The 25,088-nt window shown below is 64.5% G+C and carries 27 protein-coding genes and 1 pseudogene; 16 read left to right on the forward strand and 12 right to left on the reverse strand.

What is annotated here, in order from left to right; all coding sequences use genetic code 11:
* Nucleotides 1–17: 17 nt before the first annotated feature.
* The 4 genes from VQ044_RS13115 to VQ044_RS13130 all read right to left on the reverse strand — a co-directional run bounded on the left by VQ044_RS13115 (nt 18) and on the right by VQ044_RS13130 (nt 4,387).
* On the reverse strand, nt 18–848 hold the full coding sequence (locus VQ044_RS13115; RefSeq protein ID WP_327647694.1) for a carbohydrate ABC transporter permease: 831 nt from the start codon (nt 846–848) through the stop codon (nt 18–20).
* 4 nt (nt 849–852) lie between these two features.
* A complete protein-coding gene (locus tag VQ044_RS13120) occupies nt 853–1,725 on the reverse strand; it encodes a carbohydrate ABC transporter permease (RefSeq protein ID WP_327647692.1) in 873 nt (290 codons plus the stop codon).
* A 195-nt stretch (nt 1,726–1,920) separates the two neighbouring features.
* The gene (locus VQ044_RS13125) at nt 1,921–3,240 is read right to left on the reverse strand and encodes an ABC transporter substrate-binding protein (protein WP_327624004.1); all 1,320 of its coding nucleotides are present in this window, start codon (nt 3,238–3,240) and stop codon (nt 1,921–1,923) included.
* 190 nt (nt 3,241–3,430) lie between these two features.
* Nucleotides 3,431–4,387: a sugar-binding transcriptional regulator gene (locus VQ044_RS13130; protein ID WP_327624005.1), complete on the reverse strand. Its 957-nt coding sequence runs from the start codon at nt 4,385–4,387 to the stop codon at nt 3,431–3,433.
* A 238-nt stretch (nt 4,388–4,625) separates the two neighbouring features.
* Between VQ044_RS13130 and VQ044_RS13135 the strand changes: the two genes are divergently transcribed.
* The 3 genes and pseudogenes from VQ044_RS13135 (at nt 4,626) to VQ044_RS13145 (ending at nt 7,882) form a co-directional block, all read left to right on the forward strand.
* A complete protein-coding gene (locus VQ044_RS13135) occupies nt 4,626–6,020 on the forward strand; it encodes a circularly permuted type 2 ATP-grasp protein (protein ID WP_327624033.1) in 1,395 nt (464 codons plus the stop codon).
* 2 nt (nt 6,021–6,022) lie between these two features.
* Nucleotides 6,023–6,971, forward strand: a pseudogene (locus VQ044_RS13140) (alpha-E domain-containing protein).
* Nucleotides 6,972–7,147: 176 nt separating this feature from the next.
* Complete coding sequence (locus VQ044_RS13145; protein ID WP_327647690.1) at nt 7,148–7,882, forward strand: peptidase; 735 nt, start codon at nt 7,148–7,150, stop codon at nt 7,880–7,882.
* A gap of 287 nt (nt 7,883–8,169) precedes the next feature.
* Here the strand turns inward: VQ044_RS13145 and VQ044_RS13150 are convergent, their stop codons facing one another.
* Nucleotides 8,170–8,535 carry a DUF971 domain-containing protein gene (locus tag VQ044_RS13150; RefSeq protein WP_327647689.1) on the reverse strand — a complete coding sequence of 122 codons (366 nt, stop codon included), beginning with the start codon at nt 8,533–8,535 and terminating at the stop codon, nt 8,170–8,172.
* 189 nt (nt 8,536–8,724) lie between these two features.
* Here VQ044_RS13150 and moaA point away from each other — a divergent pair, with 189 nt between their 5' ends.
* Nucleotides 8,725–9,714, forward strand: a complete 990-nt coding sequence (gene moaA, locus VQ044_RS13155; RefSeq protein WP_327647687.1) for a GTP 3',8-cyclase MoaA — start codon at nt 8,725–8,727, stop codon at nt 9,712–9,714.
* Between the two features lie 4 nt (nt 9,715–9,718).
* On the forward strand, nt 9,719–10,198 hold the full coding sequence (locus VQ044_RS13160; protein ID WP_327647685.1) for a hypothetical protein: 480 nt from the start codon (nt 9,719–9,721) through the stop codon (nt 10,196–10,198).
* A 35-nt stretch (nt 10,199–10,233) separates the two neighbouring features.
* Here the strand turns inward: VQ044_RS13160 and VQ044_RS13165 are convergent, their stop codons facing one another.
* Nucleotides 10,234–10,728 carry a hypothetical protein gene (locus VQ044_RS13165; RefSeq protein WP_327624013.1) on the reverse strand — a complete coding sequence of 165 codons (495 nt, stop codon included), beginning with the start codon at nt 10,726–10,728 and terminating at the stop codon, nt 10,234–10,236.
* 207 nt (nt 10,729–10,935) lie between these two features.
* Here VQ044_RS13165 and VQ044_RS13170 point away from each other — a divergent pair, with 207 nt between their 5' ends.
* The 3 genes from VQ044_RS13170 (at nt 10,936) to VQ044_RS13180 (ending at nt 14,106) form a co-directional block, all read left to right on the forward strand.
* Entirely contained in the window at nt 10,936–11,829 is an 894-nt protein-coding gene (locus VQ044_RS13170; protein WP_327647683.1) for a DMT family transporter, read from the forward strand.
* Nucleotides 11,826–13,091: a multidrug effflux MFS transporter gene (locus tag VQ044_RS13175; RefSeq protein WP_327624015.1), complete on the forward strand. Its 1,266-nt coding sequence runs from the start codon at nt 11,826–11,828 to the stop codon at nt 13,089–13,091. Before VQ044_RS13170 ends, VQ044_RS13175 begins: the two co-directional genes overlap by 4 nt.
* A gap of 214 nt (nt 13,092–13,305) precedes the next feature.
* Nucleotides 13,306–14,106, forward strand: a complete 801-nt coding sequence (locus VQ044_RS13180; protein ID WP_327624016.1) for a transporter substrate-binding domain-containing protein — start codon at nt 13,306–13,308, stop codon at nt 14,104–14,106.
* Between the two features lie 88 nt (nt 14,107–14,194).
* Here the strand turns inward: VQ044_RS13180 and VQ044_RS13185 are convergent, their stop codons facing one another.
* Nucleotides 14,195–15,160 (reverse strand): MBL fold metallo-hydrolase, encoded by a 966-nt coding sequence (locus VQ044_RS13185; RefSeq protein ID WP_327647682.1) that lies wholly within the window; start codon nt 15,158–15,160, stop codon nt 14,195–14,197.
* A 120-nt stretch (nt 15,161–15,280) separates the two neighbouring features.
* On the opposite strand from VQ044_RS13185, the gene VQ044_RS13190 reads away from it, so the two are divergent.
* Genes VQ044_RS13190 through VQ044_RS13210 form a run of 5 tightly spaced genes read left to right on the forward strand, consistent with a single transcriptional unit; the run spans nt 15,281 to nt 18,438 of the window.
* Nucleotides 15,281–15,991, forward strand: a complete 711-nt coding sequence (locus tag VQ044_RS13190; protein WP_327647681.1) for an ABC transporter permease — start codon at nt 15,281–15,283, stop codon at nt 15,989–15,991.
* Nucleotides 15,988–16,794: an ABC transporter permease gene (locus tag VQ044_RS13195; protein ID WP_327647679.1), complete on the forward strand. Its 807-nt coding sequence runs from the start codon at nt 15,988–15,990 to the stop codon at nt 16,792–16,794. The genes VQ044_RS13190 and VQ044_RS13195 overlap by 4 nt, the downstream gene beginning before the upstream one ends.
* 40 nt (nt 16,795–16,834) lie before the next feature.
* Nucleotides 16,835–17,158 (forward strand): type II toxin-antitoxin system RelE/ParE family toxin, encoded by a 324-nt coding sequence (locus VQ044_RS13200; RefSeq protein ID WP_327647678.1) that lies wholly within the window; start codon nt 16,835–16,837, stop codon nt 17,156–17,158.
* Entirely contained in the window at nt 17,151–17,456 is a 306-nt protein-coding gene (locus VQ044_RS13205) for a helix-turn-helix domain-containing protein (RefSeq protein ID WP_327624022.1), read from the forward strand. The genes VQ044_RS13200 and VQ044_RS13205 overlap by 8 nt, the downstream gene beginning before the upstream one ends.
* A 49-nt stretch (nt 17,457–17,505) precedes the next feature.
* Complete coding sequence (locus VQ044_RS13210) at nt 17,506–18,438, forward strand: NAD(P)-dependent oxidoreductase (protein WP_327647676.1); 933 nt, start codon at nt 17,506–17,508, stop codon at nt 18,436–18,438.
* Nucleotides 18,439–18,473: 35 nt separating this feature from the next.
* Here VQ044_RS13210 and VQ044_RS13215 read toward each other — a convergent pair whose 3' ends face one another.
* From VQ044_RS13215 to VQ044_RS13225, 3 genes are all read right to left on the reverse strand, one after another.
* Complete coding sequence (locus VQ044_RS13215) at nt 18,474–18,959, reverse strand: Lrp/AsnC family transcriptional regulator (protein ID WP_327647675.1); 486 nt, start codon at nt 18,957–18,959, stop codon at nt 18,474–18,476.
* A gap of 76 nt (nt 18,960–19,035) precedes the next feature.
* A complete protein-coding gene (locus VQ044_RS13220; protein WP_327647674.1) occupies nt 19,036–19,653 on the reverse strand; it encodes a uracil-DNA glycosylase family protein in 618 nt (205 codons plus the stop codon).
* Nucleotides 19,654–19,664: 11 nt separating this feature from the next.
* The gene (locus tag VQ044_RS13225) at nt 19,665–20,276 is read right to left on the reverse strand and encodes a glutathione S-transferase (protein WP_327647672.1); all 612 of its coding nucleotides are present in this window, start codon (nt 20,274–20,276) and stop codon (nt 19,665–19,667) included.
* 239 nt (nt 20,277–20,515) lie between these two features.
* On the opposite strand from VQ044_RS13225, the gene VQ044_RS13230 reads away from it, so the two are divergent.
* From VQ044_RS13230 to VQ044_RS13240, 3 genes are all read left to right on the forward strand, one after another.
* Complete coding sequence (locus VQ044_RS13230) at nt 20,516–22,021, forward strand: sensor histidine kinase (RefSeq protein WP_327647670.1); 1,506 nt, start codon at nt 20,516–20,518, stop codon at nt 22,019–22,021.
* 113 nt (nt 22,022–22,134) lie between these two features.
* Nucleotides 22,135–22,374 carry a DUF1289 domain-containing protein gene (locus tag VQ044_RS13235; RefSeq protein WP_327647710.1) on the forward strand — a complete coding sequence of 80 codons (240 nt, stop codon included), beginning with the start codon at nt 22,135–22,137 and terminating at the stop codon, nt 22,372–22,374.
* Nucleotides 22,367–23,074, forward strand: coding sequence for a retropepsin-like aspartic protease family protein (locus VQ044_RS13240; protein WP_327647669.1), 708 nt, complete (start codon nt 22,367–22,369; stop codon nt 23,072–23,074). The genes VQ044_RS13235 and VQ044_RS13240 overlap by 8 nt, the downstream gene beginning before the upstream one ends.
* Nucleotides 23,075–23,090: 16 nt before the next feature.
* Here the strand turns inward: VQ044_RS13240 and VQ044_RS13245 are convergent, their stop codons facing one another.
* Both VQ044_RS13245 and dusA read right to left on the reverse strand, forming a co-directional pair.
* Nucleotides 23,091–23,915, reverse strand: a complete 825-nt coding sequence (locus VQ044_RS13245; RefSeq protein WP_327625884.1) for a sulfite exporter TauE/SafE family protein — start codon at nt 23,913–23,915, stop codon at nt 23,091–23,093.
* 82 nt (nt 23,916–23,997) lie between these two features.
* Nucleotides 23,998–25,008: a tRNA dihydrouridine(20/20a) synthase DusA gene (dusA, locus tag VQ044_RS13250; RefSeq protein WP_442872917.1), complete on the reverse strand. Its 1,011-nt coding sequence runs from the start codon at nt 25,006–25,008 to the stop codon at nt 23,998–24,000.
* Nucleotides 25,009–25,088: the final 80 nt, after the last annotated feature.

The following is a 25,088-nucleotide window of genomic DNA, read 5'->3' on the forward strand; positions in this document are numbered from 1 at the left end:
TCCTGTCGGGGTCCTCGTCATTTCACCGCTCCGAAGGTCAGGCCACGCACCAGCTGCTTCTGCGAGAACCAGCCGACGATGAGGATCGGCGCGATCGCCATGGTCGAGGCGGCCGAAAGCTTGGCGTAGAAATTGCCCTGCGGGCTGGAGAAGGACGCGATGAAGGCGGTGAGCGGCGCCGCGTCGGTGGTCGTCAGGTTCAACGTCCAAAACGCTTCGTTCCAGGCGAGGATGACGTTGAGGAGAACCGTCGAGGCGATGCCCGGCAGCGCCATCGGCGCCAGCACCTGGGTGATCTCCTTGCGCAGCGACGCCCCGTCCATACGCGCCGCCTCGAGGATCTCGCCGGGGATCTCCTTGAAGTAGGTGTAGAGCATCCAGACGATGATCGGCAGGTTGATCAGGAACAGGACGACGATGAGGCCGATGCGGCTGTCGAGCAGGCCGAGATTGAGGAACAGCAGATAGACCGGCACCAGCACGCCGACCGAGGGCAGCATCTTGGTCGACAGCATCCACAGGAGCACGTCCTTGGTGCGCTTAGTCGGGGAGAAGGCCATCGCCCAGGCGGCGGGAATGGCAACCAGCAGGCCGAGGATGGTCGATCCGACCGCCAGGTAGATCGAGTTCATCATGAAGTGGAAATAGTTCGAGCGGGACTGGACCTCGACGTAGTTTTCCGTGGTCCACTCGAAGCCGAGGAAGGTCGGCGGGATCGAGATTGCCGCCAGCTCGGTCTTGAAGGAGGTCAGGAAGGTCCACAGGATCGGGAAGAAGATCAACAGCCCTACCGCCCAGGCAGCGATGGTGACGACGATCTTGCGGCGGGTGGAAACACTCCGTGCCATTGGATCAGGCCTCCAGGTTCTTGCCGATGAGGCGGATGAGGAAGATCGCGACGATATTGGCGAGCACCACGGCGACGATGCCGCCGGCGGACGCCGCGCCGATGTCGGAATTGAGCTGGGCCAGGCGATAGACGAGATAGGTGATATTGGTCGATTGCGACCCCGGCCCGCCGCTGGTCGTCACCAGGATCTCGGCGAAGATCGACAACAGGAAGATCGTCTGGATCAGGATGACAACGGTGATCGCCCGGCTCATATGCGGCAGGGTGATGTAGAAGAAGATCGAGAACGGCCCGGCGCCGTCCATCTCGGCGGCTTCCTTCTGGTCCTCCGACAGCGACTGCAGCGCGGTCAGAAGGATCAGCGTGGCGAAGGGCAGCCACTGCCAGGCCACGATGATGATGATCGAGGTGAGCGGATACTCCGACAGCCAGTCGATGGGCGGCAGGCCGAGGGCACCGAGGAACTGGCCGATCACGCCGTAGACCGGGTTCATCATCATGTTCTTCCACACCAGTGCGGCGACCGTCGGCATGACGAAGAAGGGCGCGATGACCAGCAGGCGGACGATGTTGACGCCGTAGAAGGCCTGGTCGAGTAGCAGCGCGACCAGGATGCCGCCGCCGACGGTGATAACGAGGACGCCGAGCACCAGGATCAGCGTGTTGGCCAGCGCGGTGAAGAATTCGGGGTCGGACAGGAAGTAGGTGTAGTTGGCGAAGCCGACGAAGGGCGTGCTGCCTGGATTGAACAGGCTGTAGTTCAATGTCGAGAAATACAGCGTCATCGCCAGCGGTACGATCATCCACAGGAAGAGGACGATCACCGCCGGGGCCATCATGAGCCGTGCCGCGGATTTCGTGTGCAAGGTCGCCATGAGAATCACCCGAAGACGGCCGGCTCCCAATCGGGAACGCGCGCGGTTTCGACGCAAGGGGCGACGCGACGCGCGGTCCCTCGGTGCGGATCAAGAGCGGCGGTTCCTGCCGCGATTCATGCGCTGCAATACGCGGCCACATTGGCCAAAGGTGCCGGCCGACGCCAGAGCGCCGGCCGACTTTACCCAATAATATTACTTAGGGTAACCCGCACGGGTCATTTCACGCTCGGCCTGGCTCTGCGCCGCGGCGAGCGCCTCGTCGACCGTCTTGGACCCAGAGAGGGCGGCCGCCATCTGCTGGCCGACAGCCGTGCCCAAGCCCTGGAACTCGGGGATCGCCGCGAACTGCAGACCGACATAGGGCTTGCCCTCGCCCATCGATGGATCGGCATTGTTGATCGACTTCAGCGTCTGTTCGGCGAAGGGCGCCGCCTTCAGATATTCCGCGTTCTCATAGAGCGAGGTGCGGGTGCCGGGAGGCACGTTTGCCCAGCCTTCCTTTTCGGCAACGAGTTCCAGATAGGCCTTGGAGGTCGCCCAGCCGATGAAGGTTTCGGCCGCCTCGGTCTTCTGCGAGCCAGCAGGGATCGCCAGTGACCACGCCCACAACCAGTTGGCGCCTTCGTTCGGACAGTTCTCGATGCCGCAGGGCGGCGGCGCGAAGCCGACCTGGTCGGCGACCTGGCTCTGCTTGGGATCGGTGACGAAGGAGGCGGCGACCGTCGCGTCCATCCACATACCGCATTTGCCCTGGCCGAACAGCGACAGCGTCTCGTTGAAGCCGTTCGACGCCACACCCGGAGGTCCCGAATTGGTCAGCATGTCGACATAGAGGCCGACCGCCTTCTTCCAGCCCTCGCTCTCGAATTGCGGCTTCCAATCGGCATCGAAATAGCTTGCGCCGTAGGAGCGGGCCATGTGGCCGAGGAACGCCATGTTCTCGCCCCAGCCCGGCTTGCCGCGCAGGCAGATGCCGTAGACGCCGGCGTCCTTGTCGGTGATCTTCGCCGCCGCGTCGGCGATGAAGTCCCAAGTCGGCTTCTCGGGCATCTCCAGCCCGGCCTTCTCGAACAGGTCCTTACGATAGAGCGTCATCACGCTCTCGGCATAGAACGGCGCGGCATAGAGTTTGTCGTCGGTCGACAGCGCCGCGCGGATCGGCGGAAGCAAGTCGTCGACGTCGTAATCGGCGCCGAGATTTTCCAGTGGAACCAGCCAGTCGTTTTTCGACCAGATCGGAACCTCGTAGGTGCCGATGGTCATCACGTCGAACTGGCCACCCTTGGTGGCGATGTCCGTCGTCACGCGCTGACGCAGGATATTCTCCTCAAGCGTCACCCAGTTCAGCTTGACGTCCGGATGAGCCTTTTCGAACTCGTCCGTCAGACCCTGCATGCGGATCATGTCGCTGTTGTTGACAGTGCCGATCGTCAGGGTCGTCTGCGCCTGCACCGAGGTGGTCGCGAAGGCGAGCAGCGACACCGCGCCCGCCAACATCGTCCGAAAAGTCATGAAAGCCTCCCAGCTTCGAAATTGAGCAATTGACCATTACGCGGGCAATTTCTCACTTCACGTCAAGCGATGTCAAATCAATTGCGTGGTGCGGCGCACCAATTCGACATGCGGCGACGCGCCCGTCCGCTTGGGCCGGCAGGCATCTTGACGCGACATGCGATGAGGAGAGTGAAGCTTCGCCGCGCGCTCAGGAGTCGAGCAGGCGGCGGGCCGTCGCTTCGTCGGTGATGAGTCCGTTGACGAGTTTGCCGTCCGCAGCCGCCCGGATCGCGGCGGCCTTCGCCGGCCCCATGGCCACGCCGATCACCTCGCAATGGGTGGTGGAGGGGATCGGTGCGCTGGCGACACGGGCGTTGAACGGACAATCGAGGATGCGACCCTCGGCATCGAAAACCCAGCCGACGATTTCACCGATGCCGCCGTCGGCGATCAAGCTCTGACGATCTTGCGGGGTAATGAAACCATCGACGACGAGCGGCGCCTCGCGATCGAGCTCTCCGATCCCGACAAAGGCGACAGACGCGCCGGCGGCGAGCGACAGCGTCGATTGCACGACCGTCTGGCCATGCAGCAGGGCCCGCTCCTCGGGCGAGGAGACGACCACGGGTAGCGGCATCGGATAATGCGGCGCCCGCACCCGGTCCGCCATGGAGAAGATGACGTTATAGACCGAGGCCGAGCCGTCCGGTGCCACATTGCCGGTCAGCGAGACGATGCGGTGCTGACGGCAGGTCATGGCCGGGAGGTTCTCGACCGCCGCCTTCAGCGTTCGCCCGGTTCCCATCGCGACGACCAGCGGCTTTTCGCCGCGAAGCCGCCGCTCCATCTCCGCGGCGCACGCCTCGGCAATCCCCAGCGTCGTCGACCCCGACGCCGGATCGGACGGCACCACCTCGACCAGCCCGAAACCGTAACGCGCGCGCAGGGCGGCGGCGAGTTCCAGACAGGCGGCGATCGGATGATCGATGCGCACCCGCACCAGACCGGCGCTGATCGACAGCGACACCAGGCGCTGGGCCGCCTGACGCGAGATCCCGAGCTTGGCGGCGATCTCCTCCTGGGTGTTGCCCGCGACATAATAGAGCCAGCCAGCCCGCGCGGCATCGTCCAACCGTGATCCATCGTCATCGCGCGTCCGCGCCATAGGCCTCGCCTCCCAGCCGCACCTGTTTAAGGCGACAGGCGGGCAATAGGCAAATACAATGAGCAATTGCCCACGGCCTCTCATTGCGGCAGCAGCAGCGGGTGCCCAAGGCCGCGGCATTCTGCCCAAGTCCCGCGCATTTGCCGATCTTCTGGCCGTCAAGGCTTGATTTTCCGGGGTTCCGCTTTCTCTCTAGGGGGAACCCGACTGGAGGATGCCGGTGGAACCGTTCGACGAAATGCTTTTAGGGCCCGACCAGATCCGCGAACCCTACGGCCGGTTCAACCAATGGTTCCGCGAACAGAATGTCGAGGAACTGGTGGCCAAGGCCAACGAGGCGGAGGGCTTCTTCCGCCGCACCGGCATCACCTTCAACGTCTATGGTGAGGACGAGGCAGCCGAGCGCCTGATTCCCTTCGACCTGGTGCCGCGAATTATCGCCCGCGCGGAATGGGAAAAACTGGCGGAGGGAATCGAGCAGCGGGTCCAGGCGTTGAACGCCTTTCTGCACGACATCTATCACGACCAGGAGATCGTGAAGGCCGGTAAGGTGCCGGAGCGGCTGATCGTCGGCAATGCGGCTTATCTGCCGCAGATGGAAGGCTTTAGCCCGCCCGGCGGCGTCTACACCCACATCATCGGTACCGACATCGTGCGGATCGCGGAGAACGAGTTCTACGTCCTGGAGGACAATGCCCGCACCCCGTCCGGCGTTTCCTACATGATCGAGAACCGGGAAACGATGATGCAGATGTTTCCCGAGCTGTTCGCCCAGAACCGGGTGCGCCCGGTCGAAACCTATCCGCATCATCTGCGTCGCTCGCTCGCCGCCGTCGCGCCCGCCGCCTGCGACGGCCCCTGCACGATCGCCATCTTGACGCCGGGCATTCACAATTCGGCCTATTACGAACACGCCTTCCTCGCCGACCAGATGGGCGTCGAGTTGATCGAAGGCTCCGACGTCAAGGAGATCGACGGGCGCATCCAGATGCGCACGACCGAAGGCTACACGCCAATCGACGTCCTCTACCGCCGCGTCGACGACGAATATCTCGATCCCAAAGCGTTTCGGCCTGATTCCATGCTCGGCATCCCCGGCATCATGGAGGTCTACAAGAACGGCGGCATCACCATCGCCAACGCCCCCGGCACCGGCATCGCCGACGACAAGGCAATCTATTCCTACATGCCGGAAATTGTCGAATTCTACACCGGCAAGACCGCGCTGCTGGAGAACGTTCCGACCTGGCGCTGCGCCGAGGCCGATAGCCTCGCCTATGTGCTCGACAATCTCCAGGACCTTGTCGTCAAGGAGGTTCACGGCTCCGGCGGTTACGGCATGCTGGTCGGGCCGGCTGCCTCGAAGGCCGAGTGCGAGGCCTTCGCGGCCAAGCTGCGGGCGCGGCCCGGCAATTACATCGCCCAGCCGACGCTGGCGCTCTCCACCGTCCCGATATTGGCCGACCAGGGGCTGTCGCCACGCCATGTCGACCTTCGCCCCTTCGTCCTCGTCTCCGACAAGGTCCGGATCATCCCCGGCGGGCTCACCCGCGTGGCGCTCAAGCAAGGCTCGCTGGTGGTCAATTCCAGCCAGGGCGGCGGCACCAAGGACACCTGGGTACTGAGGGACTGATCATGGCATTACTCGGACGCACCGCCAACGGCCTGTTCTGGATGTTCCGCTACATCGAACGCGCCGAAAACATGGCTCGCCTCGTCGACGCCGGGCAGCGGCTCTCGCTCACCAACCTGTCGGCGGAACCGGACGAATGGCAATCCGTGCTGGTCTCGGCCGGAGTCGAAGCGGCCTATCGCGCCAAGCACGCCGAATTCGACCCAGACACCATCGTCGATTTTCTCTTACGCGACCGCGACAACCCGTCGAGCGTACGCGCCTCGATCGAAACCGCCCGCACCAACGGCCGAATGGTGCGCACCGCCCTCACCCGCGACCTTTGGGAGACGCTGAACGAGAGCTGGCTGATCATGAAGGCCGAGCTAGAGCGACCGATCGATCCGCGGCGGCTGCAGACGGTCCTCGATCTCGTCAAGCGCCAGACAGCGCTGATCCGCGGCGCCTTCTATGGCACAATGCTGCGCAACGAGAGCTTCGACTTTTGCCATCTCGGCGCGTTCCTGGAGCGCGCCGACAATACCGCCCGCATCCTCGACGTGAAGTACTGGGTGCTGTTGCCCGAGCATTCCTCGGTCGGCTCCTCGCTGGACAATTTCCAGTGGACGTCGATCCTGCGCTCGGTCTCGGCGCACCGTTCCTACGCCTGGGAGTACGATGCCGACTACAAGGCGGTGAACATCATCGACTTCCTGATGCTGAACCGCCGGCTTCCGCGCTCGCTCGCCTATTGCTACGACTGCATCGAGGAGATGCCTGAAATATCTCAACCGTAATTACGAGGTGCAGCACCCCTGCTATCTGACGGCGGGTGCGATCAAGCAGCGTCTGGCCGACAATTCGGTCAAGGAGATCATCGACGGCGGCATGCACGAGTTCCTGGAAGCCTTCATCCTCGACAACAACCGCCTCGCCGGCGAGATCGCCAAGAGCTACCGGTTTTATCCGTAGGAGCCGCAACGGGTATTGTCGAACGACACGAATGCGTAAAGCGTCGGTCGATCGGCGTGCCTTGCGCGTGACTCCCCGTTGATATTTCCGTCTTGCGCTTGCACAAGGCGCGATGCGGGCGATGATTCCGCCGGAGCATCGGCGCCGTCGACGCCATCCTGGAGACCACCCCACCCATGACCTACTGCGTCGGGCTTCTTGTCGATCGCGGCCTCGTCTTCATGTCGGATACCCGTACCAATGCGGGCGTCGACAACATTTCCGTCGTCTCCAAGATGAAGACCTGGGAGGTACCGGGCGATCGTTTTCTCTGCCTGCTGAGCGCCGGCAATCTAGCGACCACACAGGCGGCGATCGCGCTGCTCGACGAGCGCAGCGTCGCTCCCTCGGAGCGCCAGCCGGCGATCCTGACGCAGCCGACGATGTTCCAGACCGCCAAGCTCGTCGGCGAAACGCTGCGCGAGGTGATCTCAGGCGCGGCGACGGGCGGACAGATGGCGGATTCAGTGTTTTCCGGCTCCTTCATTCTCGGCGGCCAGATCAAGGGCAGCCCGCCCCGGCTATTTCTCATCTACCCGGAAGGCAACTTCATCGAGGCCGGCGCCGATACGCCGTTCTTCCAGACCGGCGAGCACAAATACGGCCGGCCGATCATCATTCGCACCTACGACCCCGGAATGTCTCTGGAGAACTGCGCCAAGCTGCTGCTGGTCTCATTCGATTCGACCATTCGCTCCAACCTGTCGGTGGGGCCGCCGATCGACATGCAGTTTTACGAGACCGACAGCCTCGTCGCCGGCTACAGGCAGCGCTTCGACCAGCGCGATCCCTATTATAGCGAGATCTCCGAGGGCTGGTCCGACGCGCTCAAGAGCGCTTTCGACCAGTTGCCGGCCTTCGTTCGATCGTGACGCCGGTGACGGGCCGGCCTTATACCAACCTGCGGTGATAGGAACCCATTCGACCGGGACGATCGCCGATGCGTGGCGAGGAGCGGGACGATGCGCGATGCCGCGCATCGGGCGAGGCCCGCGACGAAGCCAGGCACGGCGAGAGCCCGGCCTTCGGTGGGCTGGACGGGCTTGCCGGACGGCGTCGCACCCGCTTGCCCGATGCGCCGCATCGAACTGCGCGTCGCTCCTGGCCGGACAAGCCCGTTCAGCACCATCGAATAGGTCCCTATCACCGCAGGTTGGTATTACCGCTCGCGCTTCAAGCCCTTGGCCTGCAGCTCGTCGAGATAGACCTGCCAGCGCTCCTCCTTCTCGCGGCCGAGATCTGCGAGATAGGTCCAGGTGAAGATGCCGGAACTGTGCATGTCGTCGAACATGATTCGGATCGCGTAGTTTCCGACCGGCTGGATATCCATGATCTGAACGGCGATCTTGCCGCCGACGGTCTGACGCTGCGACGGCGAATGCCCCTGCACCTCGGCCGACGGCGACATCACCCGCAGCATCTCGGCCGGAAGCTCGATGCGCTCGCCACCCGGCACAACCACGATGAGCGTCCTGCGGTCTGGGGTCACCCGAATCTGCTCGGGTGTCGTCGTTGCGGTCGTCATGGCAAATTCATTCCTTCGTCCAATGGCTTGATCGTCACGAAACGCTTGACCCAGGCCCGTCGGGCTTCCACATTCGGCCACATGGATATGACGAAATTCCCGGCTTCGCCGTCTCGACCGTCTCGGGCGACAGGCGACATAGAACTGCCTTCCACGGCGACGAGCCCGACAGGGGCCCCCGGCGCGGAGATGATCGACCCGTTCGGTCGAGCGATAACCTATCTGCGCGTCTCCGTCACCGACCGCTGCGATTTCCGCTGTGTCTATTGCATGGCCGAGGACATGACCTTCCTGCCGAAGCGCGACCTGCTGACGCTGGAGGAACTCGACCGGCTGGCCAGCGCCTTCGTCGACAAGGGCGTGCGCCGGCTGCGGCTGACCGGCGGCGAGCCGCTGGTGCGCAAGAACATCATGCATCTCGTGCGCTCGCTCTCCCGGCATCTCCAATCCGGTGCGCTGGATGAGCTGACGCTGACCACCAACGGCTCGCAACTCACTCGCTTCGCCGGTGAGCTTGCCGATTGCGGCGTGAAGCGGCTGAATGTCTCGCTGGACACGCTGGATGCGGCGAAGTTCAAGCAGATCACCCGCTGGGGCGAGCTCGACAAGGTCATGGCCGGCATTCGCGCCGCCCAGGCGGCCGGCATCCGCGTCAAGCTCAACGCCGTCGCACTGAAGGGCTTCAACGAGATCGAGATCCCCTCGATGATCGAGTGGGCGCATGGCGAGGGTCTCGATTTCACGCTGATCGAGACCATGCCTATGGGCGAGATCGATGAGGACCGCACCGACCAGTATCTGCCGCTGCGCCAGGTGCGGGAGCAATTGTCCGAGCGCTGGACGCTGTCGGACATTCCTTACAAGACGGGCGGGCCCGCCCGTTACGTGGAAGTCGCCGAGACCGGTGGCCGGCTCGGCTTCATCACGCCGATGACCCACAATTTCTGCGAAAGCTGCAACCGGGTCCGGGTGACCTGTACCGGCACGCTGTTCATGTGCCTTGGCCAGGAAGACGCGGCCGACCTTCGGGAGCCGCTACGCGCCTCCGAGGGCGACGAATTACTATCGAACGCCATCGACGAGGCGATCGGCCGCAAGCCGAAGGGACATGATTTCATTATCGACCGCGCGACGCGAAGACCCTCGGTCTCGCGGCATATGAGCGTGACCGGAGGATAGTTTCATGCGTAACTGGGTGATGTCGCTCGCGGCCGTCGCGACCGCTGCGCTGGTGCTTGCGACCGCGCCGGCAGTGGCCGACCAAGTGACCTATCGCAACGAACGGTTCGGCACCTCGGCGAGTTTTCCGTCGGAAGCGTTCCCGGATCAGCTCCCCGCGCCGACCAATGGCGACGGGTTGGGCTGGACCTCGCCGGAGGGTGCCGAGATCTTCATCTATGCGCGGCCCAATCAGGGCGGCGAGACGCCGAAATCGGTGATCGGGGATCGCGCCGAGGTCGACAAGGTGACCTACGACAAGTCCGGCCGCAGCTGGGCCGTGGTATCGGGCTATCGCGACGGCAGGATTTTCTACGAGCGCTACATCTTTCGCGGCAACCTGATCCACTCGGTGTCGATCCGCTATCCCGAAAGTCTGCGCTCCACCTATGATCCGCTGGTCGGGCCGGTCACGATGACGCTGCGCGGCCCGTCCAGCGGCTGAGTTGAGAGGAAGCGGCGCCGGTCGCGCCGCTTCGATCAGACCAATTCGCCGCGATAGGCTTCCTGGACGGTCTCGTAGCTCGCCTTCGCCGCCGCCAGATCGGTGTCCGGCTGCTCCGCCGCGAAGAGTGCCAACTGCGTCGAGATTTCACCAACACCTTTCACCAGGCTGAGCGTTCTCTGCGTTGTGACATTGTCGATCGCGGCCTGACGCACCTGCTCGACGGACGCCGGCTTCGCCGCCAAATTGACCGAGCCCGGTGCGGTCGCGCCGGTTGTCGGAGCCGAATCACGCGCCGACGATTGTGCGGCTTGCGACTGCGCCGCGGGGCTGGCGGACGTAGCGGCCGAGGCCGTGCTGGAGCCGCTCGGCGCGGCCTGCGAAGACGAACTGGTCGCGGTCGTTCCCGACGATGGGCTTTCGGACGCCGGTGCCGTGTTGGATGCGGACTCTTCGGGGGGCGGCGACTGATAGCTCTGCTGCGGCGACTGCGTGCCGCTGGCCGGCAATAGATTGATCGACAATGACATGCACTATTATCCTCGATGTTACGATGGCGCATGTCTAGCCGTGAGATTATTTCCGCCTGCTTCCGGAAATCCTTAAAGCTCTAGTCAACACTCGGTGAGCGCGGCATTTGGACTGCGACAAGTCGACACATATCCGCTCTCGCTAATCCCCTCCGGGAAGAGTAAGGTCGACTGACGATCCTTCCCGCAACGTCCGGCCTTTTTCCATTGTTCAGCGACAACATCCGCGCCGCGATCTTCATGCTCGTGGCCATGGCCGGTTTCGTGGTCAACGACACGTTCGTGAAGCTCACCTCCGAGGAGCTGTCGCCGCCGCAGATCATGGCGGTACGCGGCGTGGCGGCTTCGCTGCTGCTGTTTCTGCTGGCTTGGCGGATGGGGGCATTGCGCCCGATGCGGCTTGCCCTGCAGCCCCGGCTCCTGCTGCGCACGGGAGCAGATTTCATGGCTACTCTCAGCTATCTAACCGGGCTCAGCCAGATGCCGATCGCCAATGCCTCGGCGATCTTCCAGGCCCTGCCGCTGACGGTGACGCTCGGCGCGGCGGTCTTTCTGCACGAGCCTGTCGGCTGGCGCCGCTGGGCCGCTATCGGCGTCGGATTCGTGGGCGTCATCATCATCGTGCGTCCGGGCACGGACGGCTTCAGCGTCTATTCGCTTTCGGTCCTCGCCGCCGTGGTGTTTTCCGCCATTCGCGATCTGGCCACGCGCCGCATGGACCGTGCAATACCCTCGCTGTTCATCTCGCTGATGGCGGCGGTCGCGGTTTCGCTGCTCGGCTGGATCCTGATCCCGTTCACCGGCGGCTGGCAACCGGTCTCGGCCGCCAATGCCCTGTGGCTATCCTGCGCCGCTGTCAGCATCATCGTCGGCTATATCTTCATCGTCCAGTCCATGCGCACCGGCGATATGGGCTTCGTGGCGCCATTCCGCTATTCGGTGCTGCTCTATGCCCTGGTCATCGGGGTGGTCGTCTTCGATGACTGGCCCTCGACGCCGGTATTGCTCGGCTCGGCCATCGTCGTGGCGAGCGGCCTCTACACCCTCTATCGCGAACGGGTGCGCGGTGTCGCGGCCCCCTTGAAGAGCCAGATCCATTGAGCAAGCAGCCGTTACCGACGATCCTGCCCTCCTCGCCGGCCACGGCACGGGAGGAAGACAGCATGGGCGCGACGATACCGGCCATGGTCGCGCGGCGCCCGATGCTGGCAACGCTGATGATCGCCTCGGCGCTGTCGCCGCTGGCGATCAACATCTTCATCCCCTCGATGACCTCGATCGCGCGCGACCTGCATGCCGACGGCGCGACGGTTGGGTTGGGCCTGTCGCTCTATCTTGTCGCCACGGCGCTCATTCAGCTGATTGCCGGCCCCTTGTCGGATCGGTTCGGGCGCCGGCCTGTCATTCTCGGCGGCATGGTTCTTTTCCTGATCGGTACGGTACTTTGCCTGATGGCGCAGGATGTCAGCCTGTTCCTTGTCGGCCGCGTTGTGCAAGCGGCCAGTGCCACCGGCATCGCCCTGTCCCGGGCGATCGTTCGCGACGTCTACAGCCGCGAGCGCGCGGCGGCGATGATCGGCTATGTCACGATGGGGCTCGCCGTCGCCCCGATGATCGGCCCGGCGATCGGCGGGGCGATGGATACGGCGCTCGGCTGGCGCAGCGTCTTCTGGTTGCTCGCAGCGATGGGCGTCCTCACCCTTGCGCTGCTCGCCTTCGACCTGTCGGAAACCAACCGCGAAAAGGGCAAGCCGGTATTCAGTCAGTTCCAGACCTATGGCGAACTCGTCCGTTCGGGCGCGTTCTGGATCTATGTCGGCACGTCGTCGCTGACCTCGGCGGTGTTCTTCGCCTTTCTGGGCGGCGCCCCGTTCGTGGCCGTCACCATTCTCGGCATGACGCCGGCCGGCTATGGGCTATGGTTCGTCCTCAGCGCGGCAGGCTACATGATCGGAAATTTCGGCACGGCCCGCCTGTCGGAGCGCCTCGGCATCAAGAATTTGATGGTTGTGGGGGCGGCACTGACCGTCGCCGCCACCGCTTTATCGCTGGCGCTGATCGGCGGAGGGTTTCTGTCCCCCTTGACGTTGTTCGGGCCGATGCTTCTGGTCGGAGTGGGCAACGGACTGGCGCTGCCTTCCGCGACGGCCGGCGGGGTCAGCGTTCGGCCCGAGGCGGCCGGGGCAGCAGCGGGCCTTCTCGGCGCCTGCCAGATCGGCCTCGGCGCGATCAGTTCGATCCTCGCCGCCATCCTCGCCACCGGCCCGAGCGGCGCCGTTGGCCTTCTCCTTCTGATGACCGCCTTCGGCGCCGCAGGCGTCGTTTGCGCCCTCGCGGCCCGGCGCGTGCGGCCGGTTTCATAGGGAATCCGCCGGCACGGAACCTGGCCGCCCCGAGCGGACCACGGGCTCAAAGACGCCCATGCGCCGGCGCATCATGATTGACAACGCCTGCCAGAGGCGAAGGTCGCAGTTGCCTAGCGCCTTGAAATAGTGGCAGCATCGCCTCCCTAACCGGCATGCTGCTCAATGGACGACGAACGTCCGGGCCGTGCCGCGCAACACGGAAGAGGTTTTCATGCGTTTCCCCCTCACTTTGGCGCTCGCCGCGTCGATCGTGGCCCTCGCCGCCGCCGGCTCGGCCGTCGCCCAGGAAAGCGATGCCGACAAGGATTGGTCGAAGGTCGTCATCGGCACCGAAGGCGCCTATCCGCCATTCAACTTTCTCGATGCCTCGGGCGAGCTGAAGGGCTTCGACGTCGATATCGCGCAAGCTCTCTGCGACCAGATGAAGGTCGAATGCAGCTTCGTCACCCAGGATTGGGACGGCATCATCCCGGCGCTGCAGAACGGCAATTTCGACGCCATCGTCGCGTCGATGTCGATCACGCCCGAGCGCGAGGAGCAGATCGCCTTCACCAACAAATATTACCAGACGCCGCCGGCAATCGCCGTGCCGAAGGATTCCGCGATCACGGAAGCCACGGCCGAGGCCCTCGCGGGCAAGGCGATCGGCGCCCAGGCTGCAACGACGCACGCCCGCGCCGCCGAGGCACTGTTTCCAGATGCCGACGTGCGCCAGTATCCGACGGCGGAGGAATACAAGCTCGACATCGAGAGCGGCCGGGTCGACGCGGTGATCGACGACGTGGTGGTACTCAACGATTGGATCGGCAGCGACGCCGGTGCCTGCTGCAAGATGTTGGGCACCCTGCCCGCCGATCCGGCGATCTACGGCAAGGGCATCGGCATCGGTCTGCGCCAGGGTAACGACAAGCTCAAGGGCATGTTCAACGACGCCATTGTCGCGATCCGTGAGAACGGCACCTACAAGACCGTCCAGGACAAGTATTTCGACTTTGACGTCTACGGCGAATAAGCCGAGCATCCATCGACGCATGACGAAGGCCGCGGCGGATTTCCCGTCGCGGCCTTCGTCGTTTCAACAGAGCGTGGCGGGCGGTCGGTCAGCCGAAATCGTACTGCCAGGCGGCCGGCTCGAACGCGTAGCCGCCTTCGCCGGCCGCCACCACATGGCCGACGCCGGGAAAGGCGATATGCATCCCGGCGATCCGCGTCCGGTTGGCGCTGGCCTCTTTCAGGATCGCCTTGCGGGTTTCGATCGCTTTGTCAGGCTGAGCATCGAAGCTGATACCCACCTCGGGCTTGGCGAACTGGATCGGACCGACATGGACGATGTCGCCCCAGATTAGCAATCCTTCTTCGCCCTCGCCGACGAGGAAGCCGCAATGGCCGGGGGTGTGACCGAACAGTTCGCGCGCCGCGATCCCTGGTAGCACCTCGCCGTCGCCCTCGAAGGTCTTCACCCGGTCGCCATAGGCGTCCATCGCGGCCTTGGCGCCGTCGAAGAAGCCCTTCGCCCCCTCTGGAGCGCCGTCGCGATTGGCGGCACTGGTCCAGAACTCCAGCTCGGTTTTGTGGACATGGACATCCGCATTGGGAAAGGTCGGCTTGCCGTCGGTCACCAGCCCGCCGATGTGGTCGGGATGCAGATGCGTCATTAGCACCGCGTCGATCGCGTCCGGCGCTATGCCACCGGCTTCAAGGTTCGCAACCAGGCCTCCGAGGTTCGGGAAAGCCCCGGCGCCGCCAGCGTCGATCAGCACGGTCCGCTCCGGCGTATTGACGACATAGGCGTTGACGCCGGTCTTGACCGGCGATGCGCCTCGAAATTCGTTACGGAGGATCTCGGCGGCCTCCTCGGGCGTCACGTTCGACAAGAGCGCGACGTCGAGGTCGAGAAAGCCGTCGGAAATCGCCGTGACGACGGCGTCGCCCACGGTGATCTGCTGGTAGGCGGCGACCTGCGTCGTCGCCATCGGCGCCTTGGCGGCCGCCGGTAGCGTCGCGAAGCGGACCATGACCGGGGCGGCGAGCGCGCCGGCAACGAAGTGGCGTCGGGAAACGGGCATCGGATTCCTCCTGTTGAACCAAAGACGCCTCGCAGATACCGCGCGCTGGAGGGACCGCAATGAAACAGTGTGTCATCGCCGCTTGATGATCCCCGACGTGCCCGCTAACCATCGATCCCCATGGACATTGACTGGACCCTGATCGGCTTCGGCCCGACCGGATGGGGCGACGACATCGCGAGAGGCGTTCTGGTCACCGCGGCGCTGGCGCTCGCCACCTTGCCGATCGGCCTCGTCGCCGGCTTCCTGCTGGCGCTCGCCAAGCAGTCTCAGGATCGCTTCCTGAAGCTCTCCGCCGACATCTACACCACGATCTTCCGCGGCCTGCCCGAGCTGCTGACCCTGTTTCTCGTCTATTTCGGCGTCAACGGCGCGTTGAAGTCGCTCACCGACGCGACAGGATTACCGAGTCTGGCCTTGTCGAGCTTCGTCTCCGGCATGGTCGCCCTCGGCTTCGTCTTCGCCGCCTTCGCCAGCGAGGTGTTCCTGTCGGCCTTTCGGGCGATTCCGCAGGGGCAGCGAGAAGGCGCCGCGGCCCTCGGCCTTCGCCGGTCGCAGACCATGGTGCTGGTCATCCTGCCGCAGCTCATTCGCATCGCCCTGCCCGGCCTTGGGAATCTGTGGATGAACCTGTTGAAGGACACCGCGCTGGTCTCGGTCATCGGTCTTGCCGACATCCTACGACAGTCGCAGATCGCCGCCCGCGTGACCCGCGAACCCTTCCTCTTCTTCGGCGTGGCGATCGTGCTCTATCTGGTCCTGACGATCCTCTCCTCGGCAGCGATCGGCCGGATCGATCGCTGGACCAAACGCGGCGAGCTGGCCAAGTGAGCGCCCCCGCGCTCGCCGCGCCGGCCGCCGCCAAGCCGAAGCGCGGCGTCGGCGGCATCGTTGCGCTCGGCGTGTGGATCGCCGTCGCCGCCGGGCTCGTCGCCTATATCGCCAGCGTCTGGAACCCGAGCCTGTTTACCCGCTTCGGCCCCTCCTACCTGTCGGGCTTGTGGATCACCGTCTCGCTGGTCCTGATCTCCTTCGTCTGCGGCGCCATCGTTTCGCTGCCGGTCGCGCTCGGCCGCATGGCGACGAATCCCGTCGCGCGGACGCTTGCCTTCGTCTTCGTCTATTTCTTCCGTGGCACGCCGCTGATCGCCCAGATCTTCCTGGTCTATTACGGCTTCGGCCAGTTCCGCGGCGCCTTCGAGGCGGTGGGACTGTGGTGGTTCTTCCGCGAGGCCTGGTACTGCGCGCCGTTCGCCCTGTCGCTCAACACCGCCGCCTATCAGGCCGAAATCCTGCGCGGCGGCATCGAGAGCGTGCCGAAGGGCCAGTTGGAAGGTGCGCGCTCGCTCGGCCTGCACCGGTTGGTGATCTTCTGGAAGATCGTCATGCCGCAGGCGATGATCGTCGCGCTGCGCCCCTACGCCAACGAGATCATCCTGATGATCAAGGCCTCGGCGATCGTCGCGATCATCACCGTCTACGACCTCTTCGGCGAGACTAGGCAGGCCTATTCGCGCACCTTCGACTTCCAGACCTATGTCTGGGCAGCGCTCCTGTATCTGTCCATCGTCGAGGCGCTGCGCCACGCCACCAATTTCGTCGAGCGGCGGCTGACCCGGCATCTCAAGCGGTAGGAAAGCCAAGGTTGAATTATATCATATATGCGATATATTCATGACTTGGTCTGTCGTTCTGACGGATGAGGCCAAGGCCGAGATTCGAAAGCTCTCCCCCGATCTGCGAGCCCGCTTCGCGGCGGTCTCGGACCTGTTGCTTGAGAATGGTCCGATGAGCGTTGGCATGCCTTATGTCCGCCCGATCGAGTCGAAGCTCTGGGAAATGCGGTTGAAGGGCAAGGACGGCATTGCGAGGGCGATATATTTCGCCGCCTCCGGACGGCGAATCGTCGTGCTGACCGCCTTCGTCAAGAAGACCGAGACGACGCCTCGCCGGATCATCGACGTGGCGCTGCGACGAATGAGGATGTTCGATGTCTGAGCTGACGAGCTACGAGGAGTTCCGCGAGGAGTTGATGGCCGACCCTGAGGTCAAGGCCGCCTATGATGCGATGGCCAACGAGTTGGCACTGGCCAAGGCTCTGATCAAGGCCCGCGCCAAGGCAGACTTGTCGCAGCAGGATGTCGCCGAGCGAATGAAGACCACGCAATCGGCCGTGGCCCGCATGGAAAGCGGACGTCACGCACCATCCATGGCTTCGCTGGCGCGTTACGCGACCGCTGTCGGCCAGACCATCACCATCGAGATTCATCCCGAGCCGCAAAAGCCGGCCTCGTAGCGCGGCAGCGCCAAGTCACGACCGACCGAGCTTCCGGCGCCTCTCAGGATTGAAACGGCGCCTCTCTCATGTAACTCCTGCTCCCAACAAATTCGATCACAAGGAACACGGCATGGCGAAGGTTGCATTCATCGGATTGGGCGTGATGGGGTATCCGATGGCGGGCCACCTCAAGGCCAAGGGCGGGCACGACGTCACCGTGTTCAACCGCTCGGCCGCAAAGGCCGAGAAATGGGCGGCCGAGCATGGCGGCGCCCATGCGGCAACGCCGCGCGAAGCGGCCACGGGTGCGGAGTTCGTGTTCTCCTGCGTCGGCAATGACGACGACGTGCGCTCGGTCATCCTTGGCAAGGACGGCGCCTTCGCCGGCATGAAGCCGGGCGCGACGCTGATCGACAACACCACCGCTTCGGCGGAGCTTGCCCGCGAGCTCGACGCGGCAGCGCGGGAAAAGGGCGTTAAATTCATCGACGCCCCGGTGTCGGGCGGCCAAGCCGGCGCCGAGAACGGCGCGCTCACGGTGATGTGCGGCGGCGAGCAAGCCGATTTCGACGCCGCCAAGCCGGTGATCGAGGCCTATGCCAAGATGGTCGGGCTGATGGGTCCGGCCGGGTCCGGCCAACTCACCAAGATGATGAACCAGATCTGCATCGCCGGCCTCGTCCAGGGCCTGTCGGAAGCCATCGCCTTCGGCCAGAACGCCGGGCTCGACATCGAGACCGTGGTCGGCGTCATTTCCAAGGGCGCCGCCGGCTCCTGGCAGATGGAGAACCGCCACAAGACCATGAATCAAGGCCATTACGAGCACGGCTTCGCGGTCGAATGGATGCGCAAGGATCTCGGCATCTGCCTCGACGAGGCCAAGCACAACGGCTCGACCCTGCCCGTCACCGCGCTGATCGACCAGTTCTACGCCGACGTCGAAAAGATGGGCGGCAAGCGCTGGGACACGTCGTCGCTGCTGGCGCGGCTCAAGCGCTGATCAACGCGGCGGCGGCTTCCCGGCGGTAGCAGCCGTCAATCCCCCCGCGGCTCCTTGTCCAGCACCATGTAGTCGAGCGGCATCTCGGTCGTGTATTTGATCTGCTCCATGGCGAAGGACGAGGAGACGTCGCGGATCTCGATCTTGGCGATCATCCGCTTGTAGAAGGCGTCATAGGCGGCGATGTCCGGCACCACGACGCGCAGGAGATAATCGACGTCGCCGCTCATGCGGTAGAACTCGACCACCTCGGGAAACTCGCCGACCACCTCGGAGAACCGCCTTAGCCATTCGTTGGAGTGGGAACTGGTGCGGATCGAAACAAAGACGGTGACCCGTGCGTTGACCTTGACCGGGTCAAGGATCGCCACCCGCCGCTTGATCACGCCCTCTTCCTCGAGCTTCTGGATGCGCCGCCAGCACGGCGTCGTCGACAGGCCGACGCGCTTGGCGACGTCGGCGACCGCCAGCGTCGCGTTTTCCTGCAGCAGCCTCAGTATCTTCTTGTCCAGCCGGTCCATCGACGCCTTACTCCCTGTCCTGCGCCCAGAGGATTACAGGAGGCGCGCCAAAACCGGTAGGGTCGCCAAGCGCGGTTCACACAAGTTCCGCCACCCGCCGCTTCAGTTCCGGCAGAAGCTCCGCGGCGAACCAGGGATGGCGCTTCAGCCAGACATTGTTGCGCCAGGACGGATGCGGCAACGGCAATACCTGCGCGAAGCGCCCCTGCCCGGCGAGGATGTTGCGCCAGTCGGAGACCGTCTCGGTCAGCGTTCGCGCGCCACCGCCGGCGATATGGAAACGCTGGGCATACATGCCGATCGCCAGCACCAGCTCGACCTGCGGCATCGCGCGCATCACCCGCTCGTGCCAGGTCGCCCGGCATTCCTTGCGCGGCGGTAGATCGCCGCCCTTGCCGTCATATCCCGGGAAGCAAAAGCCCATCGGCACGATCGCGACCCGCGTCGGATCGTAGAAGACTTCCGGTCCGATCCCCAGCCAATCCCGCAGCCGCACGCCCGACGGATCGTTGAACGGCTTGGTCGTCTTGTCAGCGAGGTTGCCGGGCGCCTGCCCGGCGATGACGAGGCGCGCGGTCGGCGAGATCACCAGCACCGGGTTCGGCTCGATCGGAAGCGGTGGGCCGACGGGCGCCTCGCGGCAGATCCGGCAGGCGCGGATCGTACGATAGAGCGCTGTCGGATCGTCTCTCACCGCTCTAATGCTCAGGCCTTGGCGCTCGGCCGCGCGGAGACCTCGGCGTACCAACGACGGACATTCTCCAGATCCTCTGGCGGCGTGATCTTCGCAGGCTTCATGAAATCCATCGCGATCAGGCCGGTGATGTCGGCGACGCTGTAGGCATCGCCCGCCGCGAATCGGTTGTCCGCCAGATGCGCGTCGAACAGCTTGAGAAATTCCAGCGCCTTCGGCCGGTTCGCCTCGCCCCATTCTGCGACCTGCGGCACTTCCCATGTGGCCATCGCCGGATGGGTGTGACGGAACGCCGCGGCCACCGGCTGGAGGAGGCCGAGCTCGAGCCGGCGGTTCCACATCTCCACCTTGGCCCTCCCGAGCGCGCCGGTTCCGAACAGCGGCGGTTCGGGATGTTCTTCCTCGAAATAGCGGCAGATGGCGATCGATTCGGTCAGGCAGGTGCCGTCGTCGAGTTCGAGAACAGGAAGTCGTTGCAAGGGGTTACGGCTGGTAATCTCATCCGATTTGTGACCCAATCCGCCCATGTCGACGGGCTCGATCGGGACGTCGATGCCCTTTTCGGCCAGATAGACCCGCACCCGGCGCGGATTGGGCGCGCGCCCGCCATCGAACAGTCTCATTCCGTCATCTCCCGACCCCGTTTCACCGGCAATGGTTTAGGCAGGCGCGGCCCCGCTGCCAAGCCGGCGCGGCACCGGCGTTCGTGGTCCGAAAGGACACACAACCCTGGAACGGGTGACCCGCCGCGCGGTTTCCACAGAACAATCGGCTTTTTCGTTCTTTCTTAAGGCATTTTTTTAAGCTTCTCGAAACAGGATGGCCTGGTCATCAAGCGTATCCAGGCGATCGATCGAGTTTCATGTCAGTCGCAGCACCGCCCAGTTATCATCATGCCGTCGTCGAGCGGCCGCGCGCCGCACGCAGTGGCGATATCGCCAAGACGCTCAAGGCAACGCGCGAGCGGTTGTCGTCACGCGGCGGTCTTGCGCCGGGGTTCGACCGCGAGCTCCTGACCCAGCATGCCGCCGCGCTGCAGGCGGCGGCCATCGTGCTGCCGCTACCGGTCATTTTGACCGGACTGGGGCTGTCGGTCTTCACCGGTCCGCTGCCCGCGGTGGTGTGGACCGGCTTCGCGCTTCTCGGCTACCTGGCTCTGGTGCTCGCCTCACGGCGTTTTGCAACCGATGTCTCGGCACGGTTCGATGTCTCACGCTGGGCCAAGCTCTTCGTTGTCGGCCATGTCGTCGCCGGGCTTTCATGGGCGTATCTCGCGACGCTGTCCTGCGCCGATTGCGCGCCGCTTCGCTTCGAGATTTTTCAGTTCACGGTGCTGTTCCTGGCGATCGCGATGATCGCGATGATCTCATCGACCCTGAAAGCGGTGGTCCCGCTCACCTTCCTGCCGACGGTGCTGGTCCTCGGCTACGGCATCGTCGCGGCCCCGCAACCGGTTCTCGGCGCCATGCACGCCGTGCTGATCGGCGCCGTGCCGTTCTTCGCCGTGGTCGCCGAGACATTGCGCCGCGCCGCGATCGCGCAATTGAAGCATCAAAGTGAAAAAGACGAGCTGATCACCGAACTCGACATCGCCCGCGTCATGTCCGACGAAGCGCGATTGCGTGCCGAGGAAGCCAATCTGGCCAAATCCCGCTTTCTGGCGACGATGAGCCACGAGTTGCGTACACCCCTCAACGCCATCCTCGGCTTTTCGGAAGTCATGAGTAACGAGATCCTCGGGCCGGTCGGCAATGATTCCTACAAGGAATATGTCGCCGACATCCATGCGTCCGGCCAACATCTCCTCGGCCTGATCAACGAGATCCTCGATCTCTCGCGCGTCGAGGCAGGACGATACAATCTCGACGAGGAAGCCATCGACCTCGTGCCGATCGCCCGCGCCTGCCTCGGCTATATCAAGGTCAAGGCCGAGGCGAAGAACCTCGTGGTGCGCTCGGAGTTCGAGAAGGACCTGCCGGCGATGTGGGCGGACGAGCGCTCGCTGCGCCAGATCATCATCAACCTTCTGTCGAACGCGGTGAAATTCACCCCACGCGGCGGCGAAATCGTGCTGCGCGTCGGCTGGACGGCCGGTGGTGGCCAGTATGTTTCCGTCAAGGACAATGGTCCCGGCATCCCCGAGGAGGAAATCCCGATCGTGCTATCGTCCTTCGGCCAGGGATCGATCGCCATCAAGAGCGCCGAACAGGGCACCGGTCTTGGACTGCCGATCGTCCAGGCGCTGGTCAAGATGCACGATGGCAGCTTTGAACTGCTGTCGCGCCTGCGCGAAGGCACCGAGGCGATCGCGATCTTCCCCAATTCCCGCGTTCTCGAGGTGATGCCGGCACTCGACGAGCAGGACTGAACGGGCGCCCGGTGCCCGGTCGTTGGATTTTTCTTGTTCCGTCTCCCGACGCTCGCCATATCAATGCCTGTGAACGACGATGGCTGTCACCAGACCCGTTGAGGACCATGAGCATCGAAAGCCCCTGCATCCTCGTCTGCGTGCTCGACCCGAAGACCGGCTATTGCTTCGGCTGCGGCCGGACCGGCGAGGAGATCGCCGGTTGGACCGCCATCTCGTCTACGGACCGTCGGGCGGTCATGGACATGCTGCCTGCCCGGCTGGCGGGCGTCGAGCGGCCGGCCCGGCGGGAGACCGCCCGCTCCCGGCGCACCCGCGAGCGGCGGGAAGCGGACGCCGGCGGCGATGCGTAGCGGCTCGCTCCTATGGATGATCCTCGGCGTCCTGGCCGCCGCCGGTCTCGTACTGGTGCTCAACACCGACGGCCAGATCGTCGGGCTGGATGACAACCAGTTCGCCAGCCTTGCCTATTATGGCGCCTGGGGCCTGGCGCTGGCCTCGACGGCGGTGCTGATGCTGCGCACCCGGCTTGGCGAGGCCTTGCGGGGTGCCGCGATCTGGTTTCTCGCTTTCGTCGCCCTGATCGGACTCTACACCTTTCTGCCAGACCTCGCCGGCTTGAAGAACCGTCTGATGGCCGCATTGGTCCCAGGAACGCTGGTCGCGGTCGGAGCGCCGGAGGGCAAGCGGTTCATGGCGCTGCGCGGGATCGACGACCATTTCCGACTCGACGGTTCGATCGACGGCAAGCCGATCTCCTTCATCGTCGACACCGGCGCCTCGATCGTGGCCATGGACCGCGCCACCGCCGAGAGCATAGGCATCGACACGGCACGCCTGCGCTATTCCCAGGAGGTGATGACGGCGAACGGCATCGCCCGTGCGGCGCCGATCCGGCTGGATGCCGTTCGCGTCGGCGACATTGTCCGCCACGACGTGCCAGGGGCGGTAACCGACAGCAATGGTCTCGGGTCGGCGCTGCTCGGCATGAGCTTCCTCAACACCCTCACCTCCTTCGACTTCCGCGGCGACCGGCTGATCCTCACCGATTAGGTCGTGTGATGGACGCTCACAGCAGGCTGTAGGCGAAGCGCGCCGCGACGATCAGCAGGAATGTGCCGAAGCCGAGTTCAAGCTGTCGGCGGGTTAGCCGGTGCGCCAGCGCCACGCCGAGCGGCACTGCGAGGATCGAGGCCGGTGCGACGAGGCCGACGGCAGCGAGGCTGACGAAACCGAGGCTGAACGACGGCAGCAACGGATTGCCCCAGCCGCCGGCGATATAGGCGAGGACGCCAGGGATCGAGATCAAGACGCCGACTCCGGCGCTGGTCGCCACCGCCTGGATCATCGGCCGACCGTAGAGCGTCATGAAGGTGTTATTGAGAATACCGCCGCCGATACCCATCAGCGACGACATCAATCCAATGACGAAGCCGGCGACCGAGCGTCCGGCAAGGCCTGGCAGGTCCGAGCCCAGCAAAAACCCGACACGCCCGAAGATCAGCTTCAATCCGAGCGTGAAGGCGAGTGCCGCGAAGATCGCCCGGAGTTCCGCCGACGTGGCTGACGCGGCAATATAAGCGCCGGCCACGGCGCCGAGCGGTATGGCGATCGTCCAGCCCTTTAGCAGCGTCCAGTCGACCGCGTCCCGCTTCCAGTGCGAAGCCAGCGAGCGCAGCGACGTCGGAATGATGATCGCGACGGAAGAGCCGATCGCCAGATGCATCGAGACGGCGTGACTGACGCCGAGTCCCTCGAAGGTCTGGTAGAGCACGGGGACAAAGATCGCCCCGCCGCCGACGCCAAACAGACCGGCGAGGAAGCCGGCGGCCGCCGCGGCCGCGACGATCGGTAAGGCCAGGGCGGCAAGGGAAGCAACATCGATCGGAATCATGGCGCGTCATAGGCCGTCGGCGCGCTGTTTGCATCCCTGATTCGGCGCATCGGGAGGCGAAAATCGGTCGGGGCCGTGGGGCTCAGGCGGCGGCGCGCCCGACAGCATCGATCCGCACGGCGGCAAATGCCTCATGGAGCAGCTGCGGCCCGGCATCGGGGCGGCTTGCGCCCTCGGACAGAATCTGCCGCCAACGCCGCGCGCCCGGCATACCGTGGAACAGCCCGATCATGTGCCGCGTAACCTGGCCGAGCCGGCCGCCTTGCGCGATGTGCCGGGCGGCATAGGCAGCCATGGTATCGATCAGCGCGGCAAAGTCGATCACCCGGGGCGCTTCGCCGAAGATGCGGGCGTCGACCGCGGCGAGCTGGTCCGGCGTCTGATAGGCGGCACGTCCCATCATCACGCCGTCGACGTGGGGCCGCTGCGCCTCGGCCTCGCAAAGGGTTTTCACGCCGCCGTTCAGCCCCACGAAGATATCGGGAAGCCGCTGCTTCAGGCGATGCACCCGATCATAGTCGAGCGGCGGGATGTCGCGATTCTGCTTCGGGCTGAGACCCTCCAGCCAGGCCTTGCGCGCATGGACCCAGATACCCGCAACGCCAGCCGCTACGGCTGCGTCGGCGAGCCGGTCGAGCGCCTCTTCGGGGTCCTGATCGTCGACGCCCAGCCGACACTTGACCGTCACCGGGACGGCGCTGGCGCCTGCCATCGCCGCCAGACATTCGCCGACGAGGCCTGGCTCGCGCATCAGACAGGCGCCGAAGGTGCCGGACTGGACCCGATCCGACGGGCAGCCGACATTCAGGTTGATCTCGTCGTAGCCGTATGAGGCAGCGATCCGGGTGGCACGCGCCAGTTTGTCCGGATCCGAGCCGCCGATCTGTAGCGCCACCGGATGCTCCGCCGCATCGAAGCCCAGGAGCCGCTCGGTATCGCCATGCAGGATCGCATCGGCGACGATCATCTCGGTGTAGAGCAACGCACGCCGCGTCAACTGACGGTGAAAGAACCGGCAGTGGCGATCGGTCCAGTCGATCATGGGAGCGACGGCGAAGCGCCGCGCCCCGGAAACGCTGGGCTTTAGCAATATCTTCAATGCTCTAACGCCATTTTTGTCTGTCCAGTCATATCCTCAAATGTTGTACTTTTTCCCGCTCTTGCAGCGTTTTT

This window comes from Aurantimonas sp. C2-5-R2 (assembly GCF_036549495.1).
In the GTDB taxonomy this organism is placed as follows: Bacteria; Pseudomonadota; Alphaproteobacteria; order Rhizobiales; family Rhizobiaceae; genus Aurantimonas; species Aurantimonas coralicida_A.

Coding starts and splice junctions, on each gene's coding strand:
- VQ044_RS13115 (WP_327647694.1), bottom strand. CDS start 848: ATGGCACGGAGTGTTTCCACCCGCCGCAAGATCGTCGTCACCATCGCT.
- VQ044_RS13120 (WP_327647692.1), bottom strand. CDS start 1,725: ATGGCGACCTTGCACACGAAATCCGCGGCACGGCTCATGATGGCCCCG.
- VQ044_RS13125 (WP_327624004.1), bottom strand. CDS start 3,240: ATGACTTTTCGGACGATGTTGGCGGGCGCGGTGTCGCTGCTCGCCTTC.
- VQ044_RS13130 (WP_327624005.1), bottom strand. CDS start 4,387: ATGGCGCGGACGCGCGATGACGATGGATCACGGTTGGACGATGCCGCG.
- VQ044_RS13135 (WP_327624033.1), top strand. CDS start 4,626: ATGCTTTTAGGGCCCGACCAGATCCGCGAACCCTACGGCCGGTTCAAC.
- VQ044_RS13145 (WP_327647690.1), top strand. CDS start 7,148: ATGACCTACTGCGTCGGGCTTCTTGTCGATCGCGGCCTCGTCTTCATG.
- VQ044_RS13150 (WP_327647689.1), bottom strand. CDS start 8,535: ATGACGACCGCAACGACGACACCCGAGCAGATTCGGGTGACCCCAGAC.
- moaA (WP_327647687.1), top strand. CDS start 8,725: ATGATCGACCCGTTCGGTCGAGCGATAACCTATCTGCGCGTCTCCGTC.
- VQ044_RS13160 (WP_327647685.1), top strand. CDS start 9,719: ATGCGTAACTGGGTGATGTCGCTCGCGGCCGTCGCGACCGCTGCGCTG.
- VQ044_RS13165 (WP_327624013.1), bottom strand. CDS start 10,728: ATGTCATTGTCGATCAATCTATTGCCGGCCAGCGGCACGCAGTCGCCG.
- VQ044_RS13180 (WP_327624016.1), top strand. CDS start 13,306: ATGCGTTTCCCCCTCACTTTGGCGCTCGCCGCGTCGATCGTGGCCCTC.
- VQ044_RS13185 (WP_327647682.1), bottom strand. CDS start 15,160: ATGCCCGTTTCCCGACGCCACTTCGTTGCCGGCGCGCTCGCCGCCCCG.
- VQ044_RS13190 (WP_327647681.1), top strand. CDS start 15,281: ATGGACATTGACTGGACCCTGATCGGCTTCGGCCCGACCGGATGGGGC.
- VQ044_RS13200 (WP_327647678.1), top strand. CDS start 16,835: ATGACTTGGTCTGTCGTTCTGACGGATGAGGCCAAGGCCGAGATTCGA.
- VQ044_RS13205 (WP_327624022.1), top strand. CDS start 17,151: ATGTCTGAGCTGACGAGCTACGAGGAGTTCCGCGAGGAGTTGATGGCC.
- VQ044_RS13215 (WP_327647675.1), bottom strand. CDS start 18,959: ATGGACCGGCTGGACAAGAAGATACTGAGGCTGCTGCAGGAAAACGCG.
- VQ044_RS13225 (WP_327647672.1), bottom strand. CDS start 20,276: ATGAGACTGTTCGATGGCGGGCGCGCGCCCAATCCGCGCCGGGTGCGG.
- VQ044_RS13230 (WP_327647670.1), top strand. CDS start 20,516: ATGTCAGTCGCAGCACCGCCCAGTTATCATCATGCCGTCGTCGAGCGG.
- VQ044_RS13240 (WP_327647669.1), top strand. CDS start 22,367: ATGCGTAGCGGCTCGCTCCTATGGATGATCCTCGGCGTCCTGGCCGCC.
- VQ044_RS13245 (WP_327625884.1), bottom strand. CDS start 23,915: ATGATTCCGATCGATGTTGCTTCCCTTGCCGCCCTGGCCTTACCGATC.